The 26,105-nt window shown below is 57.9% G+C and carries 21 protein-coding genes and 1 tRNA gene; 12 read left to right on the forward strand and 10 right to left on the reverse strand.

Features of this window, described 5'->3' with window-relative positions:
- Positions 1-12: 12 nt before the first annotated feature.
- From AC2FLA_RS04135 to AC2FLA_RS04165, 7 genes are all read right to left on the reverse strand, one after another.
- Positions 13-1,902: an acyl-CoA synthetase gene (locus AC2FLA_RS04135; protein ID WP_496720725.1), complete on the reverse strand. Its 1,890-nt coding sequence runs from the start codon at positions 1,900-1,902 to the stop codon at positions 13-15.
- Positions 1,903-2,056: 154 nt separating this feature from the next.
- On the reverse strand, positions 2,057-3,877 hold the full coding sequence (locus tag AC2FLA_RS04140) for an ABC transporter transmembrane domain-containing protein (protein ID WP_496720726.1): 1,821 nt from the start codon (positions 3,875-3,877) through the stop codon (positions 2,057-2,059).
- Positions 3,878-4,004: 127 nt separating this feature from the next.
- Positions 4,005-4,079 (reverse strand) — tRNA-Gly (locus tag AC2FLA_RS04145).
- Between the two features lie 136 nt (positions 4,080-4,215).
- Positions 4,216-5,352, reverse strand: a complete 1,137-nt coding sequence (gene nagA, locus AC2FLA_RS04150; RefSeq protein WP_496720728.1) for an N-acetylglucosamine-6-phosphate deacetylase — start codon at positions 5,350-5,352, stop codon at positions 4,216-4,218.
- Positions 5,349-6,377: an SIS domain-containing protein gene (locus AC2FLA_RS04155; protein WP_496720966.1), complete on the reverse strand. Its 1,029-nt coding sequence runs from the start codon at positions 6,375-6,377 to the stop codon at positions 5,349-5,351. The genes nagA and AC2FLA_RS04155 overlap by 4 nt, the downstream gene beginning before the upstream one ends.
- A 19-nt stretch (positions 6,378-6,396) precedes the next feature.
- Positions 6,397-7,146 (reverse strand): GntR family transcriptional regulator, encoded by a 750-nt coding sequence (locus AC2FLA_RS04160; RefSeq protein WP_108859343.1) that lies wholly within the window; start codon positions 7,144-7,146, stop codon positions 6,397-6,399.
- Positions 7,133-8,008, reverse strand: coding sequence for a glucosamine kinase nucleotide-binding domain-containing protein (locus AC2FLA_RS04165; protein WP_496720730.1), 876 nt, complete (start codon positions 8,006-8,008; stop codon positions 7,133-7,135). Before AC2FLA_RS04165 ends, AC2FLA_RS04160 begins: the two co-directional genes overlap by 14 nt.
- Before the next feature lie 169 nt (positions 8,009-8,177).
- Between AC2FLA_RS04165 and AC2FLA_RS04170 the strand changes: the two genes are divergently transcribed.
- The 7 genes from AC2FLA_RS04170 (at position 8,178) to AC2FLA_RS04200 (ending at position 16,308) form a co-directional block, all read left to right on the forward strand.
- Positions 8,178-9,065 (forward strand): N-acetylmuramic acid 6-phosphate etherase, encoded by an 888-nt coding sequence (locus AC2FLA_RS04170; RefSeq protein ID WP_496720732.1) that lies wholly within the window; start codon positions 8,178-8,180, stop codon positions 9,063-9,065.
- Between the two features lie 25 nt (positions 9,066-9,090).
- Positions 9,091-10,344, forward strand: a complete 1,254-nt coding sequence (locus AC2FLA_RS04175) for an ABC transporter substrate-binding protein (protein WP_496720734.1) — start codon at positions 9,091-9,093, stop codon at positions 10,342-10,344.
- Between the two features lie 72 nt (positions 10,345-10,416).
- A complete protein-coding gene (locus AC2FLA_RS04180; protein WP_058275594.1) occupies positions 10,417-11,331 on the forward strand; it encodes a carbohydrate ABC transporter permease in 915 nt (304 codons plus the stop codon).
- A 10-nt stretch (positions 11,332-11,341) separates the two neighbouring features.
- On the forward strand, positions 11,342-12,181 hold the full coding sequence (locus AC2FLA_RS04185) for a carbohydrate ABC transporter permease (RefSeq protein ID WP_058275926.1): 840 nt from the start codon (positions 11,342-11,344) through the stop codon (positions 12,179-12,181).
- Positions 12,178-13,212: a Gfo/Idh/MocA family protein gene (locus AC2FLA_RS04190; protein ID WP_496720737.1), complete on the forward strand. Its 1,035-nt coding sequence runs from the start codon at positions 12,178-12,180 to the stop codon at positions 13,210-13,212. Before AC2FLA_RS04185 ends, AC2FLA_RS04190 begins: the two co-directional genes overlap by 4 nt.
- Complete coding sequence (locus tag AC2FLA_RS04195) at positions 13,209-14,204, forward strand: ABC transporter ATP-binding protein (protein WP_282151722.1); 996 nt, start codon at positions 13,209-13,211, stop codon at positions 14,202-14,204. Before AC2FLA_RS04190 ends, AC2FLA_RS04195 begins: the two co-directional genes overlap by 4 nt.
- A 214-nt stretch (positions 14,205-14,418) precedes the next feature.
- Complete coding sequence (locus AC2FLA_RS04200; protein WP_496720739.1) at positions 14,419-16,308, forward strand: PhoX family protein; 1,890 nt, start codon at positions 14,419-14,421, stop codon at positions 16,306-16,308.
- Positions 16,309-16,358: 50 nt separating this feature from the next.
- On the opposite strand, the gene AC2FLA_RS04205 is transcribed toward AC2FLA_RS04200, so the two are convergent.
- The gene (locus tag AC2FLA_RS04205; protein WP_496720741.1) at positions 16,359-16,925 is read right to left on the reverse strand and encodes a tetratricopeptide repeat protein; all 567 of its coding nucleotides are present in this window, start codon (positions 16,923-16,925) and stop codon (positions 16,359-16,361) included.
- Between the two features lie 30 nt (positions 16,926-16,955).
- A complete protein-coding gene (locus tag AC2FLA_RS04210; RefSeq protein ID WP_496720968.1) occupies positions 16,956-17,444 on the reverse strand; it encodes an Lrp/AsnC family transcriptional regulator in 489 nt (162 codons plus the stop codon).
- Between the two features lie 102 nt (positions 17,445-17,546).
- Here AC2FLA_RS04210 and putA point away from each other — a divergent pair, with 102 nt between their 5' ends.
- Together putA and AC2FLA_RS04220 are read left to right on the forward strand one after the other, a co-directional pair.
- Positions 17,547-20,948, forward strand: a complete 3,402-nt coding sequence (gene putA, locus AC2FLA_RS04215; protein ID WP_496720743.1) for a bifunctional proline dehydrogenase/L-glutamate gamma-semialdehyde dehydrogenase PutA — start codon at positions 17,547-17,549, stop codon at positions 20,946-20,948.
- A gap of 42 nt (positions 20,949-20,990) precedes the next feature.
- Positions 20,991-21,734 carry a rhomboid family intramembrane serine protease gene (locus AC2FLA_RS04220; protein WP_496720745.1) on the forward strand — a complete coding sequence of 248 codons (744 nt, stop codon included), beginning with the start codon at positions 20,991-20,993 and terminating at the stop codon, positions 21,732-21,734.
- Between the two features lie 7 nt (positions 21,735-21,741).
- Here AC2FLA_RS04220 and AC2FLA_RS04225 read toward each other — a convergent pair whose 3' ends face one another.
- The gene (locus tag AC2FLA_RS04225; protein ID WP_496720747.1) at positions 21,742-22,563 is read right to left on the reverse strand and encodes an IclR family transcriptional regulator; all 822 of its coding nucleotides are present in this window, start codon (positions 22,561-22,563) and stop codon (positions 21,742-21,744) included.
- Between the two features lie 191 nt (positions 22,564-22,754).
- Here AC2FLA_RS04225 and bhcA point away from each other — a divergent pair, with 191 nt between their 5' ends.
- From bhcA to bhcC, 3 genes are read left to right on the forward strand one after another with little or no spacing between them, the layout of a single operon-like run.
- Entirely contained in the window at positions 22,755-23,945 is a 1,191-nt protein-coding gene (bhcA, locus tag AC2FLA_RS04230; protein WP_282119028.1) for an L-aspartate--glyoxylate aminotransferase BhcA, read from the forward strand.
- A gap of 11 nt (positions 23,946-23,956) precedes the next feature.
- The gene (gene bhcB, locus AC2FLA_RS04235; protein WP_496720750.1) at positions 23,957-24,928 is read left to right on the forward strand and encodes a beta-hydroxyaspartate dehydratase BhcB; all 972 of its coding nucleotides are present in this window, start codon (positions 23,957-23,959) and stop codon (positions 24,926-24,928) included.
- An 11-nt stretch (positions 24,929-24,939) separates the two neighbouring features.
- A complete protein-coding gene (bhcC, locus tag AC2FLA_RS04240; RefSeq protein ID WP_496720752.1) occupies positions 24,940-26,103 on the forward strand; it encodes a 3-hydroxy-D-aspartate aldolase BhcC in 1,164 nt (387 codons plus the stop codon).
- Positions 26,104-26,105: the final 2 nt, after the last annotated feature.

Raw genomic sequence — 26,105 nt, forward strand, 5'->3', positions numbered from 1 at the left:
GTTTCCTCCCGGTCAGGCAGCCCACTCCCACGGCCGGGTGAACGATCCCAGCACTTTGCTGACATCGTCCTCTGCGGAACCCTTCGCGTCAAGCTGCGCAACGAGTCCACGCTTCTTATCGTCGGTAACGGACACAACGCGCGCCTCAAGACCAGCCTCTTCCAACGCGCCGTTATAGATACGCGTGATCGCCTGTTTGCGAAGTTCGGGTTTAAAGACCTTCCCCACGGCAGTTTTGGGCAGCTCATCCAGAATGGTCATGTGCTTGGGTTGCGCCGCACGTTCGTGGACATGCACATTGCAATAGTCCATCAGCTCTTTCTCGGTCACCGAGGCCCCATCGACCAGTTCGACAAAGGCGCAAGGCACCTCGCCCGAATAGGCGTCAGGCTGCCCGATGGCACCGGCAAACGCGACAGCATCGTGCCCCAGCAGAGCTTCTTCGATCTCGGCCGGGTCAATGTTGTGACCGCCGCGAATGATCAGGTCCTTGGCACGACCTGTGATCCACAGGTAACCGTCCCCGTCAAAGCGTCCCAGATCACCTGTGCGCAGGTATTTGTCGAAGTGGTAAAGACCTACGTTCTTGTCCGCCTCGGTATAGGTATTGCCCGCAAAGACACCGGGGTTCGAAATGCAAATCTCACCAATTTCATCTGCGGCGCATTCCATTGGTCCGTCCGGACCATCCTGCAGGATTTTCACATCCGTATAGGGGAACGGAATACCGATCGAGCCAATCTTCTTTTCCCCGTCCACCGGGTTACAGGACACCAGACACGTGGCTTCGGTCAGACCGTAGCCTTCCACGATGGTCACGCCGGTTGCCTCTTCAAAGCGCCGGAACAATTCTACCGGCAGAGGGGCCGAGCCCGAGAACGCCGTCTTCACGCTTGAGATATCCGCATCCACGGGTCGCTGCATCTTGGCAGCAATCGCTGTGGGTACGGTGATGATGAACGTTACTTTCCAGCGCTCGATCAATTTCCAGAAATTGTCGAACACGCCGTCGCCGCGATATCCCGCAGGCGTTGGGAATACCACATGGGCGCCTGACGACACAGCGGCCATCATGATCACGTGCACGGCAAAAACGTGGAACATCGGCAGCGGGCACATGATCACGTCTTCTTCGGAAAACAGCAGCGTGCTCCCAAGCCAGCCGTTGTAGATCAGGCCCGAGTATTTGTGCTGCGCCACCTTCGGCATACCGGTCGTGCCGCCGGTGTGGAAATAGCAGGCAACGCGATCTTCCTTGCTGTCTTCGAAAGTCAGCGTCGTTGGTTGCTTGGCCAGTTCTTTATTGAAGTTCTTATAGTCCGCATGCGCCAGTTTTTCCTTGTCGCCCATTTTGGGGCGCAGGAAGGGCACCAGCCAGGATTTTGGCGGCGTCAGATAGCGGTTGAGATCAATCTCGAGAATGGTTTTGACGTTGGGCGCGTGGCGCACCGCCTCTTCGACCTTTTGCGCCACATCCGTTTTGGGGAAGGACTTCAACGTCACAACCACTTTGGCACCGGTTTCGCGCAGGATTGCGGCGATCTGCTCGGGCTCTAGCAGCGGGTTGATCGGGTTCACGATCCCTGCGACTGCACCGCCCATCATGGTGACCAGCGTTTCGTTACAGTTGGGCAGCACATAGGCCACCACGTCTTTCTCACCGACACCCAAAGACCGAAAAAGGTTCGCTGCCTGATTGACTTTGCCAAGCAGTTGCGACCACGTCAGAGTCTCGGCCTTGTCTGTCGGACCAGACATGAGCTGAAAGCTGACCGCATCACTGTTCGGAAATTTGCCTGCTGTGCGTGACAGCAACTGGTGGAAAGTGACCGGAACATCCCGATCCTCCCACGACATTTCCTGCTCCATTCTCGCCTTGTCTTCCAAACCCACAAAGGCCATGTGACTCCTCCCTGTTTTTCTCCCGCGTCTTGCGCGGTTTTTTCCAAAACAAGATGGAAGCAAAACCCCGCAGGTGCAAGCGACGGGTTAGAGGGGCCACGCCCAAATTTGTAGAATTACGCAGCGGCGTAAAACTGACTTCCCCAACGTCAGGCTATTCTGCCGCAACTCCGTCGGTGAATTGCAGGCGCGCCAGACGGGCATACAAGCCATCCTGAACGACCAGATCCTCGTGCGTGCCTTGGGCCACGATCTGACCGGCTTCCATCACAACGATCCGATCCGCCTTTTTGACCGTCGCCAGACGGTGGGCCACGATCAGTGTGGTGCGCCCGGCGCGCATCTGGTCAACCGCGCCTTGAACCGCGCGCTCGCTTTCGGCATCAAGGGCCGAGGTCGCCTCGTCAAGTAGCAGAACCGGTGCATCACGCAGGATGGCGCGAGCAATGGCGATGCGTTGTTTCTGACCACCCGACAGCATCACACCACGTTCTCCTACAAAACTGTCATAGCCTTCGGGCAGTTTCGAGATGAACTCATGTGCCGCAGCTGCGCGCGCGGCGGCCTCAACCTCTGCATCCGAGGCGTCCAGGCGCCCGAACCGGATATTCTCGCGGGCCGAGGCTGCAAAGATGATCGGGTCCTGGGGCACCAATGCCATGTGCTGCCGGAAATCGGATCGGTCGAGGTCACGCAGGTCAACGCCGTCCAGACTGACATGACCAGAGTCCGGATCGTAGAACCGCTGGATCATTTGAATCACTGTGGTTTTGCCTGCACCCGATGGACCAACGAAAGCCACGGTTTCACCCGGTTGGATCGACAGGGTCAGATGGTCCAGTGCCACAACATCCGGACGGGCCGGATAGTGGAAGATCACATCCTCAAAACGGATCTCGCCCCGAACAGGTGTAGGTAGCGACGCTGCCTTGTCCGGATCAATCACGGTATCCTGCGCGTTCAGCAATTCCACCAGACGCTCGGTCGCGCCGGCCGCACGTTGCAGCTCGCTCCAAATCTCAGAAAGGGCGGCGACAGAACCGGCCATGATGATCGAGTAAATTACGAACTGGATCAGAACACCTTCGGTCATCACGCCGTTGCGAACATCGTTTGCCCCCATCCACAGCACACCGACGATGCCCGAAAACACAAGGAAGATAACGATTACCGTCATCACGGCGCGCGTCTGAATACGTCGAAGAGAAACCGCATAAGAGGTTTCGGTCATATCGCCGAACTGCTTTCGGCTGGCTTTTTCATGCGTAAAGGCCTGAACGGTTTGAACCGCGCTCAGTGCCTCGCCTGCGTTGCCCGACGAGGCCGCAATCCAGTCCTGATTCTCGCGGCTGAGGACCCGCAAACGACGCCCCAGAACAAGTATCGGCACCACCACAACCGGGATCAGCAAAAGCACCAAACCCGTTAGCTTGGCCGAGGTCAGCAGCATCAGAACCAAACCACCCGCGAACAAAAGCATATTGCGCAAGGCAATGGATACGGACGATCCCAGCACAGACTGAATCAAGGTCGTGTCCGTGGTGATACGGCTGAGAACCTCTCCGGTCATGACCCGTTCGTAGAACTCGGGGCTCATTCCTATGACGCGGTTAAACACGGCCTTGCGGATATCGGCCACAACGCGCTCACCCAACCGGGTCACCAGCGCATACCGGATGCCAGTTCCCACCGCCAAAATCGCGGCAATGCCCAGTGCCGCCAGAAAGTACCAATCCAGCAGCTCACCATCTTCAATGCGGAAATTGTCGACTACTCGGCGTACCGCAAGTGGCAGGGTTAGCGTCATGCTGGCCGTCAACACCAGCGCCAATACCGCACCCGTCATCAGGGCCCGATACGGCTTCATAAATGGCCAAAGAGACGACAGAACGCCTATCTTCCGCGATCCAGCACGCTCTTCCGTGGCACCGGGTGCAGGTTTGCCCTTAGGCGTGGCTGAGGCAGAGTTTGCCATAATTGGCCCTTACGTCTTTTTCGCACTTAAGTGTTCGCTTCTTGGCGGCCACGGCAAGCCGGGTCAAGAACCACAATATATGACCCAACATAAAAGGGCTATTTGACGCAGAATTTTAGGGCTGATTTGGAGCGGGCGGCGGGAATCGAACCCGCTTCATCAGCTTGGAAGGCTGAGGTAATAGCCAGTATACGACGCCCGCTCAGCGCTGGTCGGTTTAAGCGATGCGTCAGATGTCGTCAAGCGCCGTTCGAAGCCAGATTTCAAATTCGTCGACAAAAATTGACAGGCGGTATACCGCATCCCGCAGACAGTCGTTCTGGCAGTTAAAGACAAACTCAAGATTGCGCGGGCAGCCATTCGCAACGGCTGAAATCGGCAGATATCCGGATCACCGAACCGTATTCTAAGACCGTTGGCGGGGCCAACCCGATCAGCTGAGCCGGATAAGAAGTGGCCGCCGCCAGTGCGTCCTGCAACGGCACACCGACTTGGTTGACCAGCACACCAACGGCGGTCATCAGGTCCAAATCTGCGCCGGCCAGCGTTCCGTCCGCCAGTGTCAACCTGCCGTCGGTTCGCGTGATTTTGCGGCCTTCAAGGGTGAATTCGGTTTGATCAGTACCCGCCACAGCCATCGCATCGCTGACCAGAAAGATTTGACCCGGCGCAGTTTTTGCAGCCCAAGCAGCGCGCATCGCGGCGGGGTGCACATGGACACCGTCGGCAATCAGCCCTGCAGACAGCGTTCCGCTGGCCAGCGCCGCGCCGACGAGGCCGGGTTCACGATTGCCCAGCTGGCTCATCGCGTTGAACAGATGGGTTACGCAACGCGCGCCGGCGGAAGCATACCGCTGGCAAGTCGCAAAATCCGCATCGCTGTGCCCGAGCGAGACAAGGATACCAGCGTCGCTCATGGCGCGGACCTGCTGCTCGGACACAGCTTCGGGGGCGACAGTTACCTTCAGGCAGGGAAGTGCATTAGCCGCTTCTATCAGCGTGTTCAAATCCGCCGCTTCCATCGGCCTTATCAAATTACCGTCGTGCGCCCCTTTCCGCGCGACCGACAAATGCGGCCCTTCCAAATGCAGCCCTGCAACGCCCGGCACCTGTTCACGTACCGCCTCGATCGTCGCATCTATTGCTGCGCGGGTTTTGCCGGGTTCGTCGGTGATCAGAGTGGGCAGCAGCGAAATCACACCCAATCGGCGATGGGCGCCGGCAATTCTGCGGATCGTTTCGACCGACGGATCATCGTTGAACATAACGCCATCGCCGCCATTGACCTGCAGATCCACAAAACCGGGGCTGAGGATATCGCCGTTCAAATCTACAACGTCCTTTTCTTCGGTCACCTCAGCGTCGGGGAAAACTTCACCCACGCGCCCCTCGCGAAAAACAATCGCGTGGCCGTTTATTAACCGGCTGCCGTCGAAAATCGGCCCGTTTCGAAAGATCACCTTGCGTTCTGTCATACCGTTTCGGTCACTTTTTTAAGGTGCCGCGGTGCGTCCGGGTCGATCCCCCGCGCACTGGCGACGGCCTCTACCATGCTGTAGAAAGACGTAATCGCCGTTATTGGGTCGGTGATCCAATGATCCGTTCGAACCACTGGCAGAGCCTGCGCACGCGATACTTTGGTGGTCGTCGCAAAAACCGCAGCACCTTTTTCGGCCAAGGCATCAGCCGCATCGGCAGTCGCCTGTTCGGCTGCATCATTGGCCGCGAACGAAATCACCGGAAACCCTTCTTCGACAATCGACACCGGGCCATGCAGCACTTCGGCCGCTGAATAGCTCTCGGCATGGATTTGGCATGTCTCTTTGATCTTCAATGCAGCTTCGTCAGAGATCGCATAAGAAGGCCCCCGACCAAGCGTAAACAAAGACCGCCCGCTGATTGTTTCGGCTGCAGACGACCAATCGCATTGGGCCGCTCGCGCCAGGTATTCGGGCAAGGATTGGATCGCCCCGATCAATTCAGCATCCTCTTTGACCTCGGCCAGCAACCATAGACCGGACACCAAAGAGGTCACAAATGTCTTGGTTGCTGCGACGCTCAGTTCCGGCCCCGCGTGCAATGGCAGAACTGCATCCGCCACGTCGGCCAGACGCGATTCCGAGTTGTTGGTCACCGCAATTGTCAGTGCGCCAGAGTTTCGCAAAGACCCTGTGAGGCCAACGATATCCGGGCTTTGGCCGGATTGCGAAATGGACAGGCAGACAGATCCTTTTGCCCTGAGATCCACCCCGTAAATCGAACTGACGGATGGCCCTACTGAGGCAACCGGTAATCCAAGAAGCAGTTCACTGGCATATTTCAAATAGCTGCAGGCATGGTCGGATGATCCCCGGGCGACCGAGATCAAAAAACGTGGATCCGTATCCCTTACGCTTTGCGCAGCTGCTCGGATATTGTCTGCCCCCGTGCTGAGCAATCTGTCGACGGCATCAGGGATCTCCAGAATTTCCTGACGCATTTTCGAGTTCTTTTCGGACATTTGATCCCGGTCCTTCCGGTTATAGGCGCAATTCAGCGACAAAGTCATAAGCGTCGCCGCGATAGAGCGACCGCGTCATCTCTGCGACCCGCCCGTTTTTCAAAAATGAGATACGCTCAATGTTCAGCCCCGCCGCACCTTCGGGCACCTCCAGCAGTTCCGCTTCTCGCGCGGCTAGATTCAGAGCCGATATCTTTTGCACCGCGCGCACCGGGCGGCGCCCCAGACCATCAAGCACTTCGTACAGAGACGTCGTGACTTCGATTGGGTTCGGCAGGATATCCAGTGGCAGCGCAGCACGTTCCAACGCCAGCGGACGCCCGTCCGCCTCGCGCAGGCGGTAAATGCGGGATATCTGCTCACCCTCTGACAGATTCAGCGCAGTGACCTCTTCCGGGGTTGGCGCAAATACTCCGCGCTCCAACCACTTTGAAGTTGTCTCCATTCCTCGGCTCGACATATCTTCGGTGAACGAGGTCAGGTGTTTCAGCGATTGTTCAACCCTTTGAACACGTTCCCGAATGAAGGACCCTGACCCTTGGCGCTGCTCGATCACACCTTCCTGCACCAGCTCCTGAATCGCCTTGCGCACGGTTACGCGGGACAACTCAGTAATTTCCACCAGTTCCCGTTCGGATGGCAGCGATGAGTTCGGCGCAAGGACGCCCGTATCGATCCCCTCTTGCAACCTGCGCCGCAACTGCACGTAGCGGGGACCATTTTCCGAGGTCAGCCAAAGATCAGAGCGTAGGAATTCAGCAATGCTCATGCGGGACCTCCTTCGCCAAAGCCAGTGCCCCGGCCAACGGCTCGCCCGATGGAGGGCGTATCTCTGACTGCATGGCAGCAGGCAGATAGTGCGCATAGTGCGGAGAGATACCGCCGGTCAGGCAGATCGCGACTTCTGGCTGCCATCCGAGACGTGCCGCCATATCGGCGATGTAAGTAGCACCGGCCTGCATAATTTTTCTGGCGACGTCGTCTCCGGAAACTGCTGCAGTGGTAACCATCGGGGCCAACGCGCCGAACTCTGTCGGCGTCGCCCGCCCGGCAAATTCGACGATCCCTGCACTACCGCCAAAATCATCCAGAAATTTCTGCGTAAGATCGCTAGTGACCTGAATTCCATCCACGGAATTCAATGCTTCTGCCAATGCAAAACGACCAACCCATTGCGCAGATGCCTCATCCCCCAATACTGGCCCCCACCCCCCGGCAAACCGCATCACCCGATCCTTCTGCGAAGCAACAAAGGACCCCGTGCCACAATGGGCGATCAAGCCGTCCTGAGACGCGAGCGCGCCCCGCAGCGCGGCTGGTCGATCATCGGAAACGCACGCCCGCGTTAGGCCCAGCGCGCTCTGCACGCGACGGGCAATATGGTCATCTGTGACGCCAGCCAATCCGACAAAGGCGGGCAACTGAGTCAGATCCTGAACATCTACAGCAAGCGTTTGCGCAATCTGGGTGATCCCCGATTTCATCTGCAGGACGGACGCATCGAAATCTGTCGAGACATTGGCAGCCCCGGTTTCAACAGAATGGACAATACCAGCGACTTCACATGCAACCCGGCATCGGGTTCCGCCACCATCTATGGCTAGTACAGCATTGCTCAGAGACTCAGTCATGACAATACCATTATAATACCTATTTGAATTTAGGAAGGCCAAAATAGGCCAGTTTCTGCAGCTTTTCTCTGTTTTGATGCAGAATATGTTGATTTCCACTGGAAAAATAAAATTATGGACAAGTGGTATTGAATAGGTATTGTATTGGGAACCGCAAAGGGGGATTCTTTTGACGCTGCCGCCGACCGAACAACTGCATCCAGACGCCAACAAGCTGGACCCACAAGACCCTGTCGCCTCTGCTCGGGCGCTGGTTGAGGGGCAGATTGCAGCCGCGACCTCAGCGCGGGGCGCGTTGGACGCGATCGCGCAGGGCGGCAACGCCATGGCGCAGACCATCCGCGCGGGCGGCGTGCTACACTATGTGGCCGCAGGCTCGTCCGGGTTGATGGCCGCTGCCGACGCGCAAGAGCTGGGCGGCACCTTCTCAATCCCTACGAACCAACTCCGTATACATATGGCAGGCGGCCTGCCTACCGGCGTCGAAATGCCCGGAGGCGCAGAAGACGAAGCCGACGGACTAGCGGACGCGCTTTCGACATTGCAACCGACGGATACGATCATCGCAGTGTCCGCAAGCGGATCGACGCCATACACCCTGACCGCCAGCAATATGGCACAGTCACAGGGCGCAACGGTTATCGGAATTGCCAATAACGCAGGCAGCCCTTTGCTGGAAAGCGCGGATATTCCGATTCTTTTGGCAACGCCGCCGGAATTGATCTCGGGCTCGACGCGTATGGGTGCTGGAACAGCTCAGAAAATCGCTCTGAACATGCTGTCGTCTCTCATGGCGCTGCAACTTGGCCATGTTCACGGCGGCATGATGGTCAACCTGCGCGCCGACAACGACAAGTTGCGCGCGCGGGCGACGGGGATCGTCGCGCGGATCGCCAAAGTTGATACAAAAAAAGCAAAACTCGCGCTGGACGCCGCGAACGGAGACGTGAAGCCGGCGGTGCTAGTCGCTGCACGTGGCATATCACCCAAAGATGCCTCGGCCGTTCTGGACGCAAGCGGCGGGGTTCTGAAATCCGCACTGGAACAAGATAAATAACTGCTAACCAACTGGGAGAACACGAATGAAACGCAATAGCCTGAAACTGGCCTTACTGGGCACGACCCTGATGGCTTCAAGCGCCTATGCCGAGGACGTCACGCTGATCATCGAAAGCTGGCGCAATGACGACCTGACCTTGTGGCAGGAACAGATCATCCCGGCGTTCGAAGCCAAACACCCTGGGATCAAACTGCAGTTCACCCCATCAGCTCCGGCGGAATACAACGCCGTGCTGAACTCGAAACTGGATGCGGGTTCGGCCGGTGATCTTATCACGTGCCGTCCGTTTGATGCGTCGCTGGCACTGTATGAGGCCGGGCACCTGACCGATCTGTCCTCGGTCGACGCGATGAGCAACTTTTCGGACGTGGCAAAATCGGCATGGCAGACGGATGACGGCTCGGCCAGCTTCTGTGTTCCGATGGCGTCGGTGATCCACGGCTTCATTTACAACAAGGATGCGTTTGCTGAGCTGGGCATCGACGTGCCTACCACCGAAGAAGAGTTCTTTGCTGCACTCGACAAGATCAAGGAAGACGGCACCTACATTCCGATGGCGATGGGCACCAACGATCAGTGGGAAGCCGCCACAATGGGCTACAACAACATCGGCCCAAACTATTGGAAGGGCGAAGAAGGTCGTCAGGCCCTGATCGCGGGCGAGCAGAAACTGACAGATGAAGCCTGGACTGCCCCTTATGCCACGTTGGCGCGCTGGGGACAGTATCTGGGCGACGGATATGAGGCACAGACCTATCCCGACAGCCAGAACATCTTCACTCTGGGCCGGGCCGCTATCTACCCTGCCGGATCGTGGGAAATCGCTGGCTTCAACACACAAGCCGACTTTGAGATGGGCGCGTTCAAGCCGCCGGTCCAAAACGCGGGCGACACCTGCTATATCTCTGACCACACGGATATCGGCATCGGCATGAATGCTGCTTCCGAGCACCCCGAGGCCGCTGAGACCTTCCTCGCGTGGGTCGCAAGCCCCGAGTTTGCCGAAATCTTTGGCAACGCCGTCCCGGGTTTCTTCCCGCTGTCCAACACTCCGGTCGAGCTGGCAGATCCGTTGGCCAAAGAGTTCGTCGGATGGCGCGATGAATGTGAATCGACTATCCGTTCGACATATCAGATCCTGTCGCGCGGCACGCCGAACCTTGAGAACGAGACCTGGGGCGCATCCGTTGCCGCCATCAAGGGCGCCAACAGCCCCGAAGAACTGGGCGCAGACCTGCAAAAAGGTCTGTCCTCCTGGTACGCTCCGCACCAGTAAGCCCTGATCTGACACATACCCGGGCGCTAGTGATCGCCCGGGTATCCCCGACACTCCTTTGAAAGCAATCCCATGAACCGCCCCCGCTTCCGCTGGCATATCCTTGTGTTTCTTGCACCGGCCGTTCTTGTTTACACGGCGGTGATGATCTTCCCGCTGTTCAACACGCTGCGTCTGGCGCTTTACACCGAGATTGACCAAAGCCGCGTTTTCGTTGGATTGCAGAACTTTCAAACCCTTTTCTTTGATCCGATCTGGTCCGAACAGTTTTGGAATGCGTTAGGCAACAACTTCTGGTTCTTCCTGATCCACATGCTGGTTCAAAACCCGATCGGGATTGCATTGGCCGCCCTGCTCAGCCACCCGCGCCTGAGGTTTGCGGCCTTGTATCGGTCGGCGATCTTCATCCCCACGATCCTGAGCTTTGTGATCGTCGGGTTCGCGTGGAAACTGATCCTCTCGCCGATTTGGGGCATCGCGCCGTCGATGCTGGATGCTGTCGGGCTCAAGTCGCTGTTCGCCCCGTGGCTGGGGAAAGAGGAATATGCATTGACCACACTGGCGCTGATTTCGGTCTGGCAGTTTGTCGGCATCCCGATGATGTTGATCTACGCCGCGCTGTTGACCATCCCCGAAGAAATTCTTGAGGCCGGAGAGATCGACGGAATCACCGGAACCGCGGCCTTCTGGAAGATCAAACTGCCGCTGATCCTGCCTTCGATCGGGATCATCTCGATCCTGACCTTCGTGGGGAATTTCAACGCATTCGATCTGATCTACGCGTCACAAGGCGCGCTGGCGGGGCCGGATTTCTCGACCGATATTCTTGGTACCTTCATGTACCGCACATTCTTCGGCTTCCAGCTGCAACTGGGTGACCCGCATATGGGTTCGGCTATCGCCGGGGCGATGTTCGCCATCATCCTTGTGGGGGTCTGCATCTACCTGTTCGGCATCCAGACACGGATGCGCCGGTATCAATTGTGAGGGCCAAGCGATGAACAAAGCACGTCATAACCCCCTCAACATGGTCGCGATGCACGGCGCGCTGATCCTGTATACGCTGATCGCGCTGTTTCCGGTCTTTGTGATCCTGATCAACAGCTTCAAATCCCGCCGCGCGATCTTTCGCGAACCATTGGCTCTGCCCAATGCGGACAGCTTCTCGATGATCGGCTATGAGACGGTGATGAAGCAGGGGGACTTCTTCCTGTATTTCCAGAACTCGATGATTGTCACCGTGGCATCGCTGTCCTTCATTCTGTTGTTTGGCGCGATGGCCGCCTATGCGTTGTCGGAATACCAGTTCAAGGGCAACCTGATCATGGGGCTGTATCTGGCGCTGGGGATCATGATCCCCATCCGCATCGGCACCGTGGCGATCCTTGAGATGATGGTGGCGACCGGGCTGGTAAACTCGCTCTGGGCGCTGATCCTTGTATACACGGCCCAGGGATTACCATTGGCGGTATTCATCCTGTCTGAATTCATGCGACAAGTCAGCGACGACCTGAAAAATGCCGGGCGCATCGACGGATTATCCGAATACACGATATTCTTCCGCCTTGTCCTGCCTCTGGTCCGGCCCGCGATGGCGACCGTGGCCGTGTTCAACATGATCCCGATCTGGAACGACCTTTGGTTCCCGTTGATCCTCGCCCCAGCCGAAGAAACCAAGACCCTGACGCTGGGAAGCCAAGTGTTCATCGGCCAGTTCGTGACCGATTGGAACGCGGTCCTGTCGGCCTTGTCGATGGCCATTCTACCGGTGCTTGTCCTGTACGTCATCTTCTCGCGCCAGCTGATCCGCGGCATCACATCCGGAGCAGTCAAATGACCCGCGTACTGATTGCAGGCCTTGGTAATATGGGTTTGAGCCACGCGCTGGCGCACCATCACCATCCCGACGCGCAGATCGTTGGTTTGGTGAACCGGTCCGGCCGTGTGCATCACCCGGATCTCATCGATTACCCGGCCTATTCCGATTTCGACTTGGCACTGGCCGAAACCAAACCCGATCTGGTCGTGGTCGCGACCTACTCTGATAGCCACGCGGATTTTGCCTGTGCGGCGATGGAGGCTGGCGCACATGTGTTTGTTGAAAAACCGCTGGCCACTAATGTCGCCGACGCCCGGCGTGTGGTTGAGGCGGCCGCGCGGCTGAATCGCAAGCTGGTGGTTGGATATATCCTGCGCCATCACCCCTCTTGGATGCGGCTGATCGATGAGGCGCGCAATCTTGGCGGGCCCTACGTGTTCCGGTTGAACCTGAACCAGCAATCGTCAGGCGCAGAATGGGAAACGCATAAGGCACTGATGCAGACCACTTCGCCCATTGTCGATTGCGGTGTGCACTATGTCGACGTGATGTGCCAGATCACCGACGCGCAGCCCGTCCGGGTGCATGGTATGGGCCTGCGCCTGTCGGATGAAATCGCACCGGACATGTACAATTACGGCCAGTTTCAGGTGGTCTTCGACGACGGCTCGGTCGGCTGGTATGAGGCCGGATGGGGGCCGATGATGTCGGAAACCGCGTTCTTCGTGAAAGATATCGTTTCGCCCAACGGGTCCGTTTCGATTACCGATGGAAACAAGGGTGCGTCTGCCGACATTGACGGCCATACCAAAGTCGGCGGCTTGCTGGTCCATACACCGCAAGGCGACCACATGATCGAGATGCCGGACGAACCCGGCCATCAAGACCTTTGTGATGCTGAGCAGGCTTATATGCTGCGCGCCATCGCCGAAGATATCGACCTGACCCGTCATATGAATGACGCCATCCAATCGCTCGCCATTTGTCTGGCTGCGGATCAAAGCATCCGAACCGGCCAGCCCGTTTCCCTTGAGGAGCCCGCATCATGACCGCCCTGACGCTGAACAATGTGAACAAGTCCTTTGGCAACGTGCATGTCCTGAAAGACATCACGCTGGAGGTCGAAGAAGGTGAATTCGTCGTCTTTGTCGGCCCGTCGGGCTGTGGCAAGTCCACCCTGTTGCGCGTGATTGCGGGGCTCGAGGATGCATCGTCCGGTGAGATCAACATTGGCGGGCAGCAGGTCAATCTGGTGCCGCCATCCAAGCGTGGGATCGCGATGGTTTTCCAAAGCTATGCGCTCTATCCCCACCTCAGCGTTCGGGGCAATATGACCCTTGCACTGAAGCAGGAAAAGCAGCCCAAATCGGAAATCGAAGGCCGCGTGGCCAAAGCCAGCCGGATGCTGAACCTTGAACCCTATCTGGACCGCTACCCGTCCGAGCTGTCAGGCGGCCAGCGCCAGCGCGTCGCCATCGGGCGCGCCATTGTGCGTGAACCTAAACTGTTCCTGTTTGATGAGCCGCTGTCCAATCTGGACGCCGCCCTGCGAATGAATACACGGATCGAGATTGCCAATCTTCACCGAGCTCTGGATGCATCGATGATCTACGTCACCCATGATCAGACCGAAGCGATGACGCTGGCCGACAAGATCGTTGTTCTGCGCGATGGTCGGGTTGAGCAGATCGGTAGCCCGATGGAACTGTACAACAACCCCGCAAATCAGTTCGTCGCCGGGTTTCTGGGCTCACCTTCTATGAACTTCCTGCCTGAAGCGTTAGTTCAAGAAAGCGGTCAGAACACGATCGGAATTCGCCCCGAGGACCTGTTCCTGTCAGATGACGGCCCGCTTGCCGCGCGTGTTAGCCATGTGGAAAAACTGGGCGGGGACACCAATGTGATAGCCAAAGTTCAGGATCACGACGTCACAGCCCGTTTGTTTGGCCAACATGCCATCGCAGAAGGTCAAGAATTGCGATTCGGATATGCATCCGAGAAAGCCTATCGCTTTAACGAAGCAGGGCAGCGCCTGGCTTAAAACGGCATTTCGCTGGGATCACGCAACCTGATCGTCACAAGAACATTTTACCAACACAAAAAGCGCGGCTGGTAGAAAGCTTTGGTATGCTTTCGCCAGCCGATTGCTTTTTCTTGAGGGCCAAATGAAGTCATTAATAATGTTGTTAAGAACATGTCACAAAGTCGCCCTACATGCCTTTCATCGACTACTCTAAGACAGCCAGGAGCCATTCATGAAAGACGTTGATAACACCACCCTGTCCGCCGACGATTGGGACGAGCTGCATTTCCCCCGCCCCGAAGAAAACGATTTTGATCGCGTCGTCGAAAACGCCATCTCGCGCCGTGGGTTTCTGGCTGGCGTAGTGGCCTTTGGCTCGGGTGCCGGCGCAATGGGCACGGGCCTGCTGGGCTCAACTGCAGCACACGCTGTTACGGCCTCGCGCTTTGCCTTTACTCCGATTGCCGCACAGACTGACGGCACTGTTCACGTACCTGAAGGCTATGAGTGGAAGGTTATGACGCGCTGGGGCGACCCGCTGTTTTCCGATGCCGACGGCTATGACATCACCGATGGTGGCCCGATTGAGAAATCGGATCGCATCTTCGGCGAAAACACCGACGGGATGGAGACCTTCTCGTTCCAGGGTCACGAGCTGGTCGCGATCAACCACGAATATCCGAACCGCAAGATCAACATGCCCGCCGCTCAGGAAGGTGTTCCGGCCAGCGCCGAGGACGTTTTGAAACTGCAGAACATTCAGGGCGTGACCGTGATGGAAATCACCGAAAGCCCCGATGGCTGGTCGGTTGTCAAAGACAGCCCCTTCAACCGCCGTATCCACCACAATACGCCAATGAAGATCGTAGGCCCCGCCGCTGGTCACGACCTGATGAAGACCCAAGCCGACCCGACCGGTACAACGTCGCTGGGCACCATGAACAACTGTGGTGCCGGGAAAACTCCTTGGGGCACCTACCTGACCTGCGAAGAGAACTTTAACGGCTACTTCGGGTCCAGCGACGAAAACGCCAGCTACGACCAGAAGGTTGCAGATGGGTTCAAACGCTATGGCGTCAAGGCCGAAAGCTGGAACGGGTATGAGCTGTTCGATCCACGTTTCGATACGTCGAAAAACCCGAACGAGCCGCACCGTGCGGGCTGGATCGTTGAGATCGACCCGACCAAGCCTGATAGCACGCCGGTCAAGCACACCGGGCTGGGTCGTTTCAAGCACGAGAACGCCGAGGTCACTCTGGCCGCAGATGGCCGCGTGGTTGTTTATATGGGCGACGACGAGCGGGGCGAGTACCTGTACAAGTTCGTCTCGAATCGCACCTACCAACCGGGCGGAGAAACCGAGAGCCTGCTGAACGACGGCACGCTGTACGTCGCCAAATTCAACGACGACATGAAGGGCGAATGGCTGGCTTTGACGCCGGAAACCACAGGTATGGATGTGGCAGAGATTTCCATCTTCACCCGCATGGCGGCCTCAAAAGCTGGTGGCACCACGATGGACCGCCCCGAATGGGTGGCCTCCAGCCCCGTAGCGGTTGAGGCCTATTGCTGCCTGACCAACAACAAGAACCGTGGTGTTAAACCAAACGCGGGGGGTGATGACACTTCAGTCAACGCCGCCAATCCGCGTGAAGCCAATAAGTACGGTCAGATCGTGCGCTGGCGACCAGCGAATGACGATCACGCCGCCGAAGGTTTCGACTGGGATCTGTATGTGATGGCGGGCAATCCGACGGTTCACTCGGACGATCGCGCCGGCTCGGCAAACGTGAATGAAGGGAACCTGTTCAACTCACCCGATGGCATGGTGATAGACTCGACCGGGTTGATCTGGATCCAGACGGACGGCAATGACGACAATGAAGGAGACTTCGCAGGCAACGGCAACAACCAGATGCTGGTTGGGGATCCGATCACTGGCGAGATCGCGCGTTTCATGACCGGCCCGAACGGCTGTGAGGTCACCGGTCTGGCCTGGTCCAGCGATCTGCGCACCATGTTTGTCGGCATCCAGCACCCCGGCAGCAACTGGCCGGACGGCGGCACGCCACAGTCGTCGGTGATAGCAATCAAGCGGACCGATAACGGTCTGGTCGGCTAAAATCTTGATAATCAAAACGCCCCCGGCCTTACCGCTCGGGGGCGTTTTTTTCAAATATCCTCACCCGGCACGGCCAACGGTCCTCCCGGAGCCATGAGATGACGTTCCGATAGCCAAGGGTTCAGTTCCAATGCCTGAGACAACGCCTCGCGGGCTTCATCAACGCGTTGAAGCCCTAGCAAAGTCAGCGCTCGGCCACTGATCGCGGCAACATGGTTGGGCGACAGCTCGATTGCCTTGTCCAAGTCAGGCAGCGCCGATTGAAAGTCCTGACGCAGAAAGTGGGCAAAGGCCCGTTGATTGTATCCTTCGGCATAAGACGGGCAGTACGCGACCAGCTTGTCAAAATCTTCAATCGCGCCCAGCAGGTCCCACGCATTTCGGCGTGTCATGCCTCGATCCAGAACAGCCTGCGCGCTTTCGTCCGGGGCATCGGTCCAGAACTCCCATAACTGACCGGACAGTGCACGAGCGGACTGTTCGGTTTCAGCGCTTTGTATCTGTTCCAGAACCGCCGATACATCTGCGGAATGGTCTGGCGCGACAGGGCAGTCTTGCGCATTGGCCGCAAAAACGGTCGCAGCATAGAAAATTGAGGCGTAAGCAAAGCGTTTCATGCGCCAATGGTGACGCGTGCAACGTGTTCGTCAACCCATCGCATCCAAGGCCCCAGACATCCCGGTCTCTTTCACAGCCTCCATCGCGACAAAGGTTGAAGTGCTGGCGACATGCGGCAATGATGAGATCTTTTCGGCCAAAACCGCGCGGTATTCCGACATAGACCCGGTGCGAATTTTCAGAAGATAGTCAAAATTCGACGCAATCATATGGGCTTGTTCGATCTCAGGCACTTTACGAACGGCCGCGTTGAAATCGGCTAAAGCTCTCTCGCGCGTGTCAGTCAATCGGACTTCGACAAAGGCTACGTGGTCCAAACCAAGGCGAATGGGGTCCAGCAAGGCACGATATCCGGTAATGATGCCATCAGCCTCAAGTTTCTTCACACGTGCTTGAGTTGGGGATTTCGAAAGCCCGATACGCCGCGCGAGATCGGCGATGGGGATCCGGCCGTCCTCGGCCAGAATCGCCAGAATTGATGTGTCAAACCGATCCAGCCCCGGAAAGTCTTTTTGCATCGCCCAAACCTCAAAAAACAGGCTGATCGCCTGACCAAAGACAAAACTAAGGCAATCGTCCCGAAAAATCGACACTATATTACTCAAAAGACCGGAGGACACATGTCACACAGCCTGCGCGCCCGCATTGATGCCAAAACCTATGCCGATCCGTCGAGAATTCTTGACGCGTTGATCGCAAATGCTGATCTGAGCGAAGCCGACCGCGCCGCGATCTGCGCGGCTGCGGCGCAATTGGTGCTTGATATCAGGTCCAGCACCTCACCCGGTATGATGGAAGTGTTCCTGGCCGAATACGGCCTGTCCACCGACGAAGGCATCGCGTTGATGTGTCTGGCCGAGGCGCTGCTGCGCGTCCCCGATGCCGACACCATTGACGCGCTGATCGAGGACAAGATTGCCCCGTCGGATTGGGGCAAGCATCTGGGTCAATCCTCATCGTCTCTGGTCAATGCGTCCACATGGGCCCTGATGCTGACAGGCAAGGTGCTGGATGAAGACAAGACCTCTCCGGTCGGTGTCTTGCGCGGTGCGATCAAACGGCTGGGCGAACCCGTGATCCGAACGGCCGTCGGGCGCGCGATGAAGGAAATGGGTCGCCAGTTTGTCTTAGGCGAGACCATCCAATCCGCCTTGGATCGCGCCAGCGGTATGGAGGCAAAAGGCTACACCTATTCCTATGACATGCTGGGCGAAGCCGCGCGAACCGAAGCCGATGCCGCCCGCTATCACCTGTCCTACTCACGGGCGATTGCTGCAATCGCCGAAGCCTGCATTCACGACGATATCCGGGCCAATCCGGGGATTTCCGTCAAGCTGTCGGCGCTCCATCCACGCTATGAGTTGGCGCAAGAAGCAGAAGTCATGGAAGAACTGGTGCCCCGGTTGCGGGCGTTGGCCCTTTTGGCCAAGGCGGCAGGTATGGGCTTAAATGTGGACGCTGAAGAAGCAGATCGCCTGTCCTTGTCTTTGCAGGTGATCGAGGCGGTGATGGCCGAACCGGCCCTGGATGGTTGGGACGGCCTGGGTATCGTCGTTCAGGCTTATGGCCCGCGTGCCGGGATCGTGCTGGACACACTGTATGACATGGCTGGGCGTCACGATCGAAAGCTGATGGTTCGTTTGGTCAAAGGGGCCTACTGGGATACCGAGGTCAAACGAGCTCAGGTTGAAGGCATCGATGGCTTTCCCGTGTTTACCCGCAAGGCGGCCACGGACATTTCTTACATCTCGAATGCGCGCAAGCTGCTGGGTATGACCGATCGAATTTACCCGCAATTTGCCACCCACAACGCCCATACGGTCAGTGCGATCCTTCACATGGCCGATGACCAGCCATTCGAGTTCCAGCGCCTGCATGGAATGGGCGAAACCCTGCACCAGCTAGTCAAAGACCAAAACAACACACGTTGCCGGATCTATGCGCCGGTCGGGGCGCATCGGGACCTGCTGGCCTATCTGGTGCGGCGTCTGCTGGAGAACGGTGCAAACTCATCATTCGTAAACCAAATTGTAGACGAGAACGTTCCACCGGAAGAGGTCGCCGCTGATCCGTTCCTGACCATTGTGGATCAGGTACGACCGCTGCCAACCGGGCCGGACCTGTTCCAACCGGAACGCGTCAATTCGAAGGGTTTCGACCTTCACCACACCCCGACATTGGACAAGATCGACGCCGCGCGGGATGCTTTCCGAGCGCACCATTGGTATGCCCAGCCGCTGCTGTCCGGCGATGCAAGCCCGGAACAGGACCAACCGGTCACCAATCCGGCCCAACCACAGGATCGCCCCGGAGCAATCGCCCCTGCCAGCGCCGAGGATGTCGAGCTTGCCCTGAATTCCGCGGCACCGTGGCAGGCACCACCAGCAGAACGGTCGCGTATCTTGAATACTGCTGCCGATCTATATGAGGCTCATTTTGGCGAGCTTTTCGCCTTGCTCGCGCGCGAGGCAGGTAAGTCCCTGCCCGATGCCGTTGCCGAACTACGTGAGGCGGTCGATTTCCTGCGCTACTACGCTGCGAACATTCCCGATGCGGAACCGGCAGGCGTTTTCACCTGCATTAGCCCTTGGAACTTCCCGCTCGCTATCTTCACAGGCCAGATTTCAGCGGCCTTGGCCACAGGCAACGCAGTTCTGGCCAAGCCCGCACCGCAAACGCCACTGATCTCACATCGGGCCGTTCAAATGCTGCACGAGGCCGGCGTTCCCCGCGATGTGCTGCAATTATTGCCCGGCGGCCCGTCCGTTGGCGCGGCGTTGACTTCTGACCCGCGCGTATCCGGCGTGGCGTTTACCGGATCGACGGCGACCGCGTTGAAAATACGCGCAGCCATGGCTGACAACCTGCGCCCCGGCACGCCTCTGATCGCCGAGACCGGCGGGTTGAACGCGATGATCGTGGACAGTACCGCCCTTCCTGAACAGGCCGTTCAGTCTATCATCGAAAGCGCGTTTCAATCTGCCGGACAGCGATGTTCCGCCTTGCGGTGTCTCTATGTCCAGGAAGATATCGCCGACGATTTGCTGACAATGCTAACCGGTGCAATGCAGGCTCTCCAGGTCGGAGATCCTTGGTTGATCTCAACCGATTGCGGACCGGTTATTGACGAGACCGCGCGCCAGGGCATTGCAGATCACGTTGCCAATGCCCGCGCCGCAGGCTGCGTTTTAAAGGACACGCCCATACCGCCCGAAGGGACGTTCATCGCCCCGACGCTTATCGAGATACCCGGCATTTCCGCCTTGCAGCACGAAATTTTTGGCCCTGTCCTGCATGTCGTTCGCTTCAAGGCATCTGAGATTGATCAGATCATCGCCGACATAAACGCAACCGGATACGGGCTGACCTTTGGCCTGCATACTCGGATCGACGACCGCGTACAGCACATCACCGAGGCAGTGCACGCCGGAAACATCTACGTCAACCGAAATCAGATTGGTGCCATCGTAGGATCTCAGCCATTTGGCGGTGAGGGGCTTTCGGGCACAGGCCCCAAGGCGGGTGGGCCAAATTACATGACGCGGTTCTGCGCCCCGGACCAGCAGCAATCCGACAAGCAATGGGATAGCCCGATGAGCGAGCTTCCGGATGTTCAAGGTACGCCCGCACCGGTGCAGACCCAATCCCTGCCCGGCCCGACAGGCGAATCCAATCGGTTGAGCGAATTCGCACGCGCGCCGTTGCTGTGCATGGGCCCCGGAGCCGAGGCCGCGCGCGCGCAAGCCGACGCTGTTCAGGCGCTGGGGGGAACGGTCATTCAGGCGACCGGTTCGTTAGACTTGCATCGGTTGGAGAACGTGACCGGGATATCGGGCGTTCTTTGGTGGGGCGATGACGATACAGCGCGTGAGATCGAACGTCACCTCGCCCGCCGGGACGGTCCGATCCTGCCGCTGATCCCCGGTCTTCCGGACCGCGCACGAGTCCTGGCCGAGCGCCACCTGTGCGTTGACACAACAGCCGCGGGCGGCAATGCCGCATTGCTTGGGGGTGCGGCGTAAGCATGCCTTGACGCTGGGCCGGGAAAAGCCCAGCGTCGCCTCATGTTTCCAATCCGCGACCATAACCCTTCGGGGCGAACACCCTATGTCGTCTATCTGCTGATGGCGGCCAATATCCTGATATTCCTCAGCTATGTGGGCATCATGAACGATGCCCGGCTGATCAATCAGCTGTATTTCGACTATGCGATTATCCCGGCGCGGATCACGGACGGTTTTGCGTTTGAGACACTCGTGACCTCGATGTTCCTGCACGGCGGTTGGATGCATCTTGCTGGAAACATGCTGTTCCTGTGGATTTTTGGCGACAACCTCGAAGATGAAATGGGCCACCTGCCCTTTCTGCTATTCTACGTTGCCGCCGGGATCGGAGCGGGTCTGATCCATGTCTTCACAGCGCCGGGCTCGGTCGTGCCGACCATTGGCGCATCCGGTGCGATTGCGGGTGTCATGGGTGGTTACCTGCTGCTATTCCCAAAGGCCCGCGTGGATATCCTGCTGATACTCATCGTCTATTTCCGCATATTCACAATACCTGCCTTTGTCATGCTGGGGGTTTGGTTGGCTATGCAGTTCTTTGGCAGTCTGGCCAGCAACCCGGACGAAGGCGGGGTGGCCTATTGGGCCCATACGGGTGGGTTTTTCGTGGGTCTGATCTTGTGCATCCCAATCTGGCTGCGGCGCGGCGGCACTGATTTTTGGGGCCGCACCCACGGCCATCCGCCGCATCCTGAACACAAGTACAAGCTAACTCAGTCGCGTATTCCCCGCGTACCCCGCAGGTAGCAGGGCTTCAGGTTTTCGGGGTCTGACCGCCGCTAAGATGGGTGATTTCGCGCGCTGCGGCCAGAACCAATTCACCCAGCGCATGCGCACGATCCGCTCCGAACCGAGCGGTCGGACCCGATACCGAGATCCCTGCACATGGCTCCCCCCGGTCATTGAAAATCGCCGAGCCGATACAGGACATGCCCTGATATCTTTCTTCCCGGTCATGCGACCAGCCGCGTGCGCGGGTCTTGGCAAGATCCTGTTGTAGTCCATCGCCCGGTATCTGCGTGTTCGCGGTGAATTCCACCGGATCAATCGCCCCTAGCGTTTTGGCCAACCCCGTTTCGGTCATCGCGGCAAGGATCGCCTTGCCAATGCCCGAGGCATACATCGGCGTTCGTGCCCCGGGCGGGAAAAAGGCGCGAATGGGGTTCGGAGTTTCGACCTGCCCGACAAAGACCACCTCGGACCCATCCGGCACCGCCAGGTTGGCGGTCTCACCGCTGTCCTGCATAAGACGTCTGAGGATTGGCCGCCCGATTTCAAGCACGCTGTTGCGGCGCAGGAACGAAGCGCCGGTCCGGTATGCCTCGATCCCGATCATCCATTCCTGACGCTCGTCGTCAAAGGCAACAAAGCCGTGTTTCTGTAAGGTCACCAGAATGCGGTGCGTCGTGGCCGTCGGCACATCGATCTCGCGTGCCAGATCGCTGAGCGCTGCGCGTTCCAACCGGGCCACCGTGGTCAAGACGCCCAGCGCCCGATCCAGCGATTGCATGGTCCCGGCCGAACTTTCCTTGAACAGGGATTTGGGCCTGCCACGCGGCCTTTTCTGATTGTCCATCACCCTACTCCCTTGCACAACGCCAGAATATTTCTGAACCGTTCATTTTTGAGGTCCAAAAAATGAAAAACGAAAAACTGCATAAATACAGCGCGTTAAATATTTAGTCGCAAAAATGAAAATATTTTTCAAGAAAATTGCACGCCGTGAGGTTTTCCCGGACACTTACATCCAAAGCGGAGGAATAACAGATGTCCAACCAAAACCCGGTTTTCATACCCGGCCCAACCAACATTCCAGACCGGTTGCGTCTTGCCATGCAGGTTCAGACGCAGGATCACCGCGCGCCGGATTTTGTCGAAACCTTTGCGCCCGTTCTTGAGGACACAAAAAAGGTGTTCGGCACCACGACCGGCCAGATCGTGACCTTCCCAGCCAGCGGCACCGGTGGGTGGGAAGCAGCCGTAACCAACACACTCAGCCCCGGCGACAAGGTTCTGGTTGCGCGCTATGGCGTGTTCAGCCACCGCTGGATCGACCTGTGCGAGCGTCATGGGCTGGACGTTCAGATCGTCGAATGTCCTTGGGGCACCGGCGCGCCCGCTGATCAGTTTCAGGCCGCTTTGGCCGATGACACTGCGCATGAAATCCGCGCTGTTCTGGTCACGCACAACGAAACGGCCACTGGGGTGCGTTCGGACATCGCCGCGGTTCGCCAAGCGATGGATGCAGAAAATCATCCTGCGATGCTGTTTGTCGATTGCGTCAGCTCTTTGGCCTCGATGCCGTTCGACTTTGACGCTTGGGGCGTCGATATCGCCGTATCGGGGTCGCAAAAGGGGTTTATGCTGGCGACCGGCATGGCAATCCTATGCGTCAGCCCAAAGGCACAGGACGCGATGAAAAGCGCCAAGCTGCCGCGTACCTTCTTTGACTTCGACGATATGATGGCAGCCAATGCCTCGGGCGGGTTTCCCTATACTCCGCCGCTGCAACTGATCTACGGCATGCGCGAAAGCCTCAAGATGCTGTTCGAAGAAGGGCTTGAGAACGTTTATGCCCGGCATTTCCGACTGGCCGAAGGTGTGCGCCGCGCCGTTGACGCATGGGGGCTGAAACTGGTCGCGCAATCGCCCGATCTGTATTCTGACACTGTCAGCGCGATCTACGTGCCAGACGGGTATGATAGCAACACACTGACTGACCACGCGTTCAATGCTTATGGCGTGTCCTTTGGTATTGGACTTGGTCAACTGAATGGTAAGGCGTTCCGCATCGGCCATCTGGGCAGTCTGACGGATGTGATGGTTCTGTCCGGCCTTAGCACAATCGAGATGGCGATGGCCGATCTGAACTATCCGATCACTTTGGGCAGCGGGGTCGCGGCCGCACAGGATTTCTATCGCACCGGCCCATCTGACCGCGCCCAGGCCGCAGCCTGAGGAGGATGGCAATGCTGGATCACATCCCCGCAGCCGATCTGACGATCGACGATATGCGCGCTGCGCATGAACGGATCAAACCCTTCATCCGGCGCACGCCGATCATGGAGTCGGATTATTTGAACAACCTGACCGGAGCGCAGCTGTTCTTTAAATGCGAGAACTTCCAAGAGGCTGGTGCGTTCAAAGTACGCGGTGCGAGCAATGCGGTTTTCGGCCTGAGTGATGATATGGCGACCAAGGGTGTTTGCACACACTCCAGTGGCAACCACGCTTTGTCCCTGTCTTATGCCGCCGGACGGCGGGGTATTCCCTGTAACGTGGTGATGCCGCGCACTGCGCCGCAAGCCAAGAAGGACGCCGTGCGCCGCTATGGAGGTACGATCACGGAGTGCGAGCCGTCAACCTCATCCCGCGAGGCGACCTTTGCCGAAGTTCAAGCCAGAACAGGCGGAGAGTTCGTGCACCCCTATAACGACCCGCGCGTCATTGCGGGTCAGGCCACCTGCTCGGCCGAATTGTTAGAACAGACAGACGGAGTGGATGCGGTCATCGCCCCGATCGGAGGCGGGGGCATGGTCTCGGGCACGTGCCTGACGGTGTCGAACCTGGCCCCCGACACCGCAATCTATGCCGCCGAGCCAGAACAGGCGGATGACGCGTATCGGTCCTTCAAAGCAGGTCACATCATCGCTGACGATGCGCCAAAAACGATCGCCGACGGGCTGCTGGTGCCGCTGAAAGAGAACACGTGGCACTTCGTGTCCCGAAATGTGACCGACATTTTCACCGCCTCTGACGACGAGATCATCGAAGCGATGAAACTGACGTGGAAATACCTGCGCGTCGTGATGGAGCCGTCATCGGCCGTGCCTCTGGCAACCATACTCAAGAACCCGGACGTATTCCGCGGCAAACGCGTCGGTGTGATCATCACCGGCGGCAACGTGGATCTGGACAAACTGCCCTGGATGAAAGGGTAAGGAGGAAAGACATGAACAAACCTGTAAACATCAAAGAGCTGGAAGTCGGGTTCGATATTCCCGCTGCCATCGGCATGGATGAAAGCGAAATCCAGACCCCTTGCCTGATCCTGGATCTCGACGCGCTGGAGCGGAACATCAAGAAGATGGGCGATTATGCGAAGGCCCACGGTATGCGCCACCGCGTGCACGGCAAGATGCACAAGTCCGTCGACGTCGCCAAGCTGCAAGAACAGCTCGGCGGTGCGGTTGGCGTCTGCTGTCAAAAGGTATCTGAGGCTGAGGTATTCGCGCGGGGCGGCATCAAGGATGTCCTCGTGTCGAACCAGGTCCGCGACCCGGCCAAGATCGACCGATTGGCGCAACTGCCCAAATTGGGCGCGCGCACTATTGTGTGCGTGGACGACATCGACAATGTCGCCGATTTGTCCAAAGCCGCTGTCGATCACGGCACGGAACTTGAAGTCTTTGTCGAAATTGACTGCGGTGCAGGTCGGTGCGGCGTGACCACGACCCAAGCCGTTGTCGATATAGCAAAGGCAGTCAACGCAGCGCCCAACCTGAAATTTACCGGCATTCAGGCCTATCAGGGCGCGATGCAGCACCTCGACACCTATGAGGCGCGCAAAGAGAAGCTGGATACAGCCATCGCCATGGTCAAAGACGCGGTTGACGGTTTGAAAACCGAAGGCATCGACTGCGAGCTGGTTTCGGGCGGTGGAACAGGATCATACTACTTCGAGAGCAATTCGGGCGTTTACAACGAATTGCAGTGCGGATCCTACGCTTTCATGGATGCGGATTATGGGCGCATTCTGGACGAGAACGGCAAGCGGATCGATCAGGGCGAATGGGAAAACGCGCTGTTCATTCTGACCAGCGTGATGAGCCATGCCAAGACTGACAAGGCCATCTGCGACGCCGGCCTCAAGGCGCAATCGGTCGATAGCGGCCTGCCCTTCATCTTTGGGCGCGACGATGTGGAATACCTCAAATGCTCGGACGAGCACGGTGTCATCGGCGACCCCGACGGCGTTTTGAAGGTGAACGACAAGCTTCGGCTTGTGCCCGGACATTGTGATCCCACCTGCAACGTCCACGATTGGTATGTCGGCGTGCGCGACGGCAAGGTCGAGACTCTGTGGCCCGTGTCGGCCCGCGGAAAGGCTTATTGATG

The organism is Ruegeria sp. CDSA033, assembly GCF_059612305.1.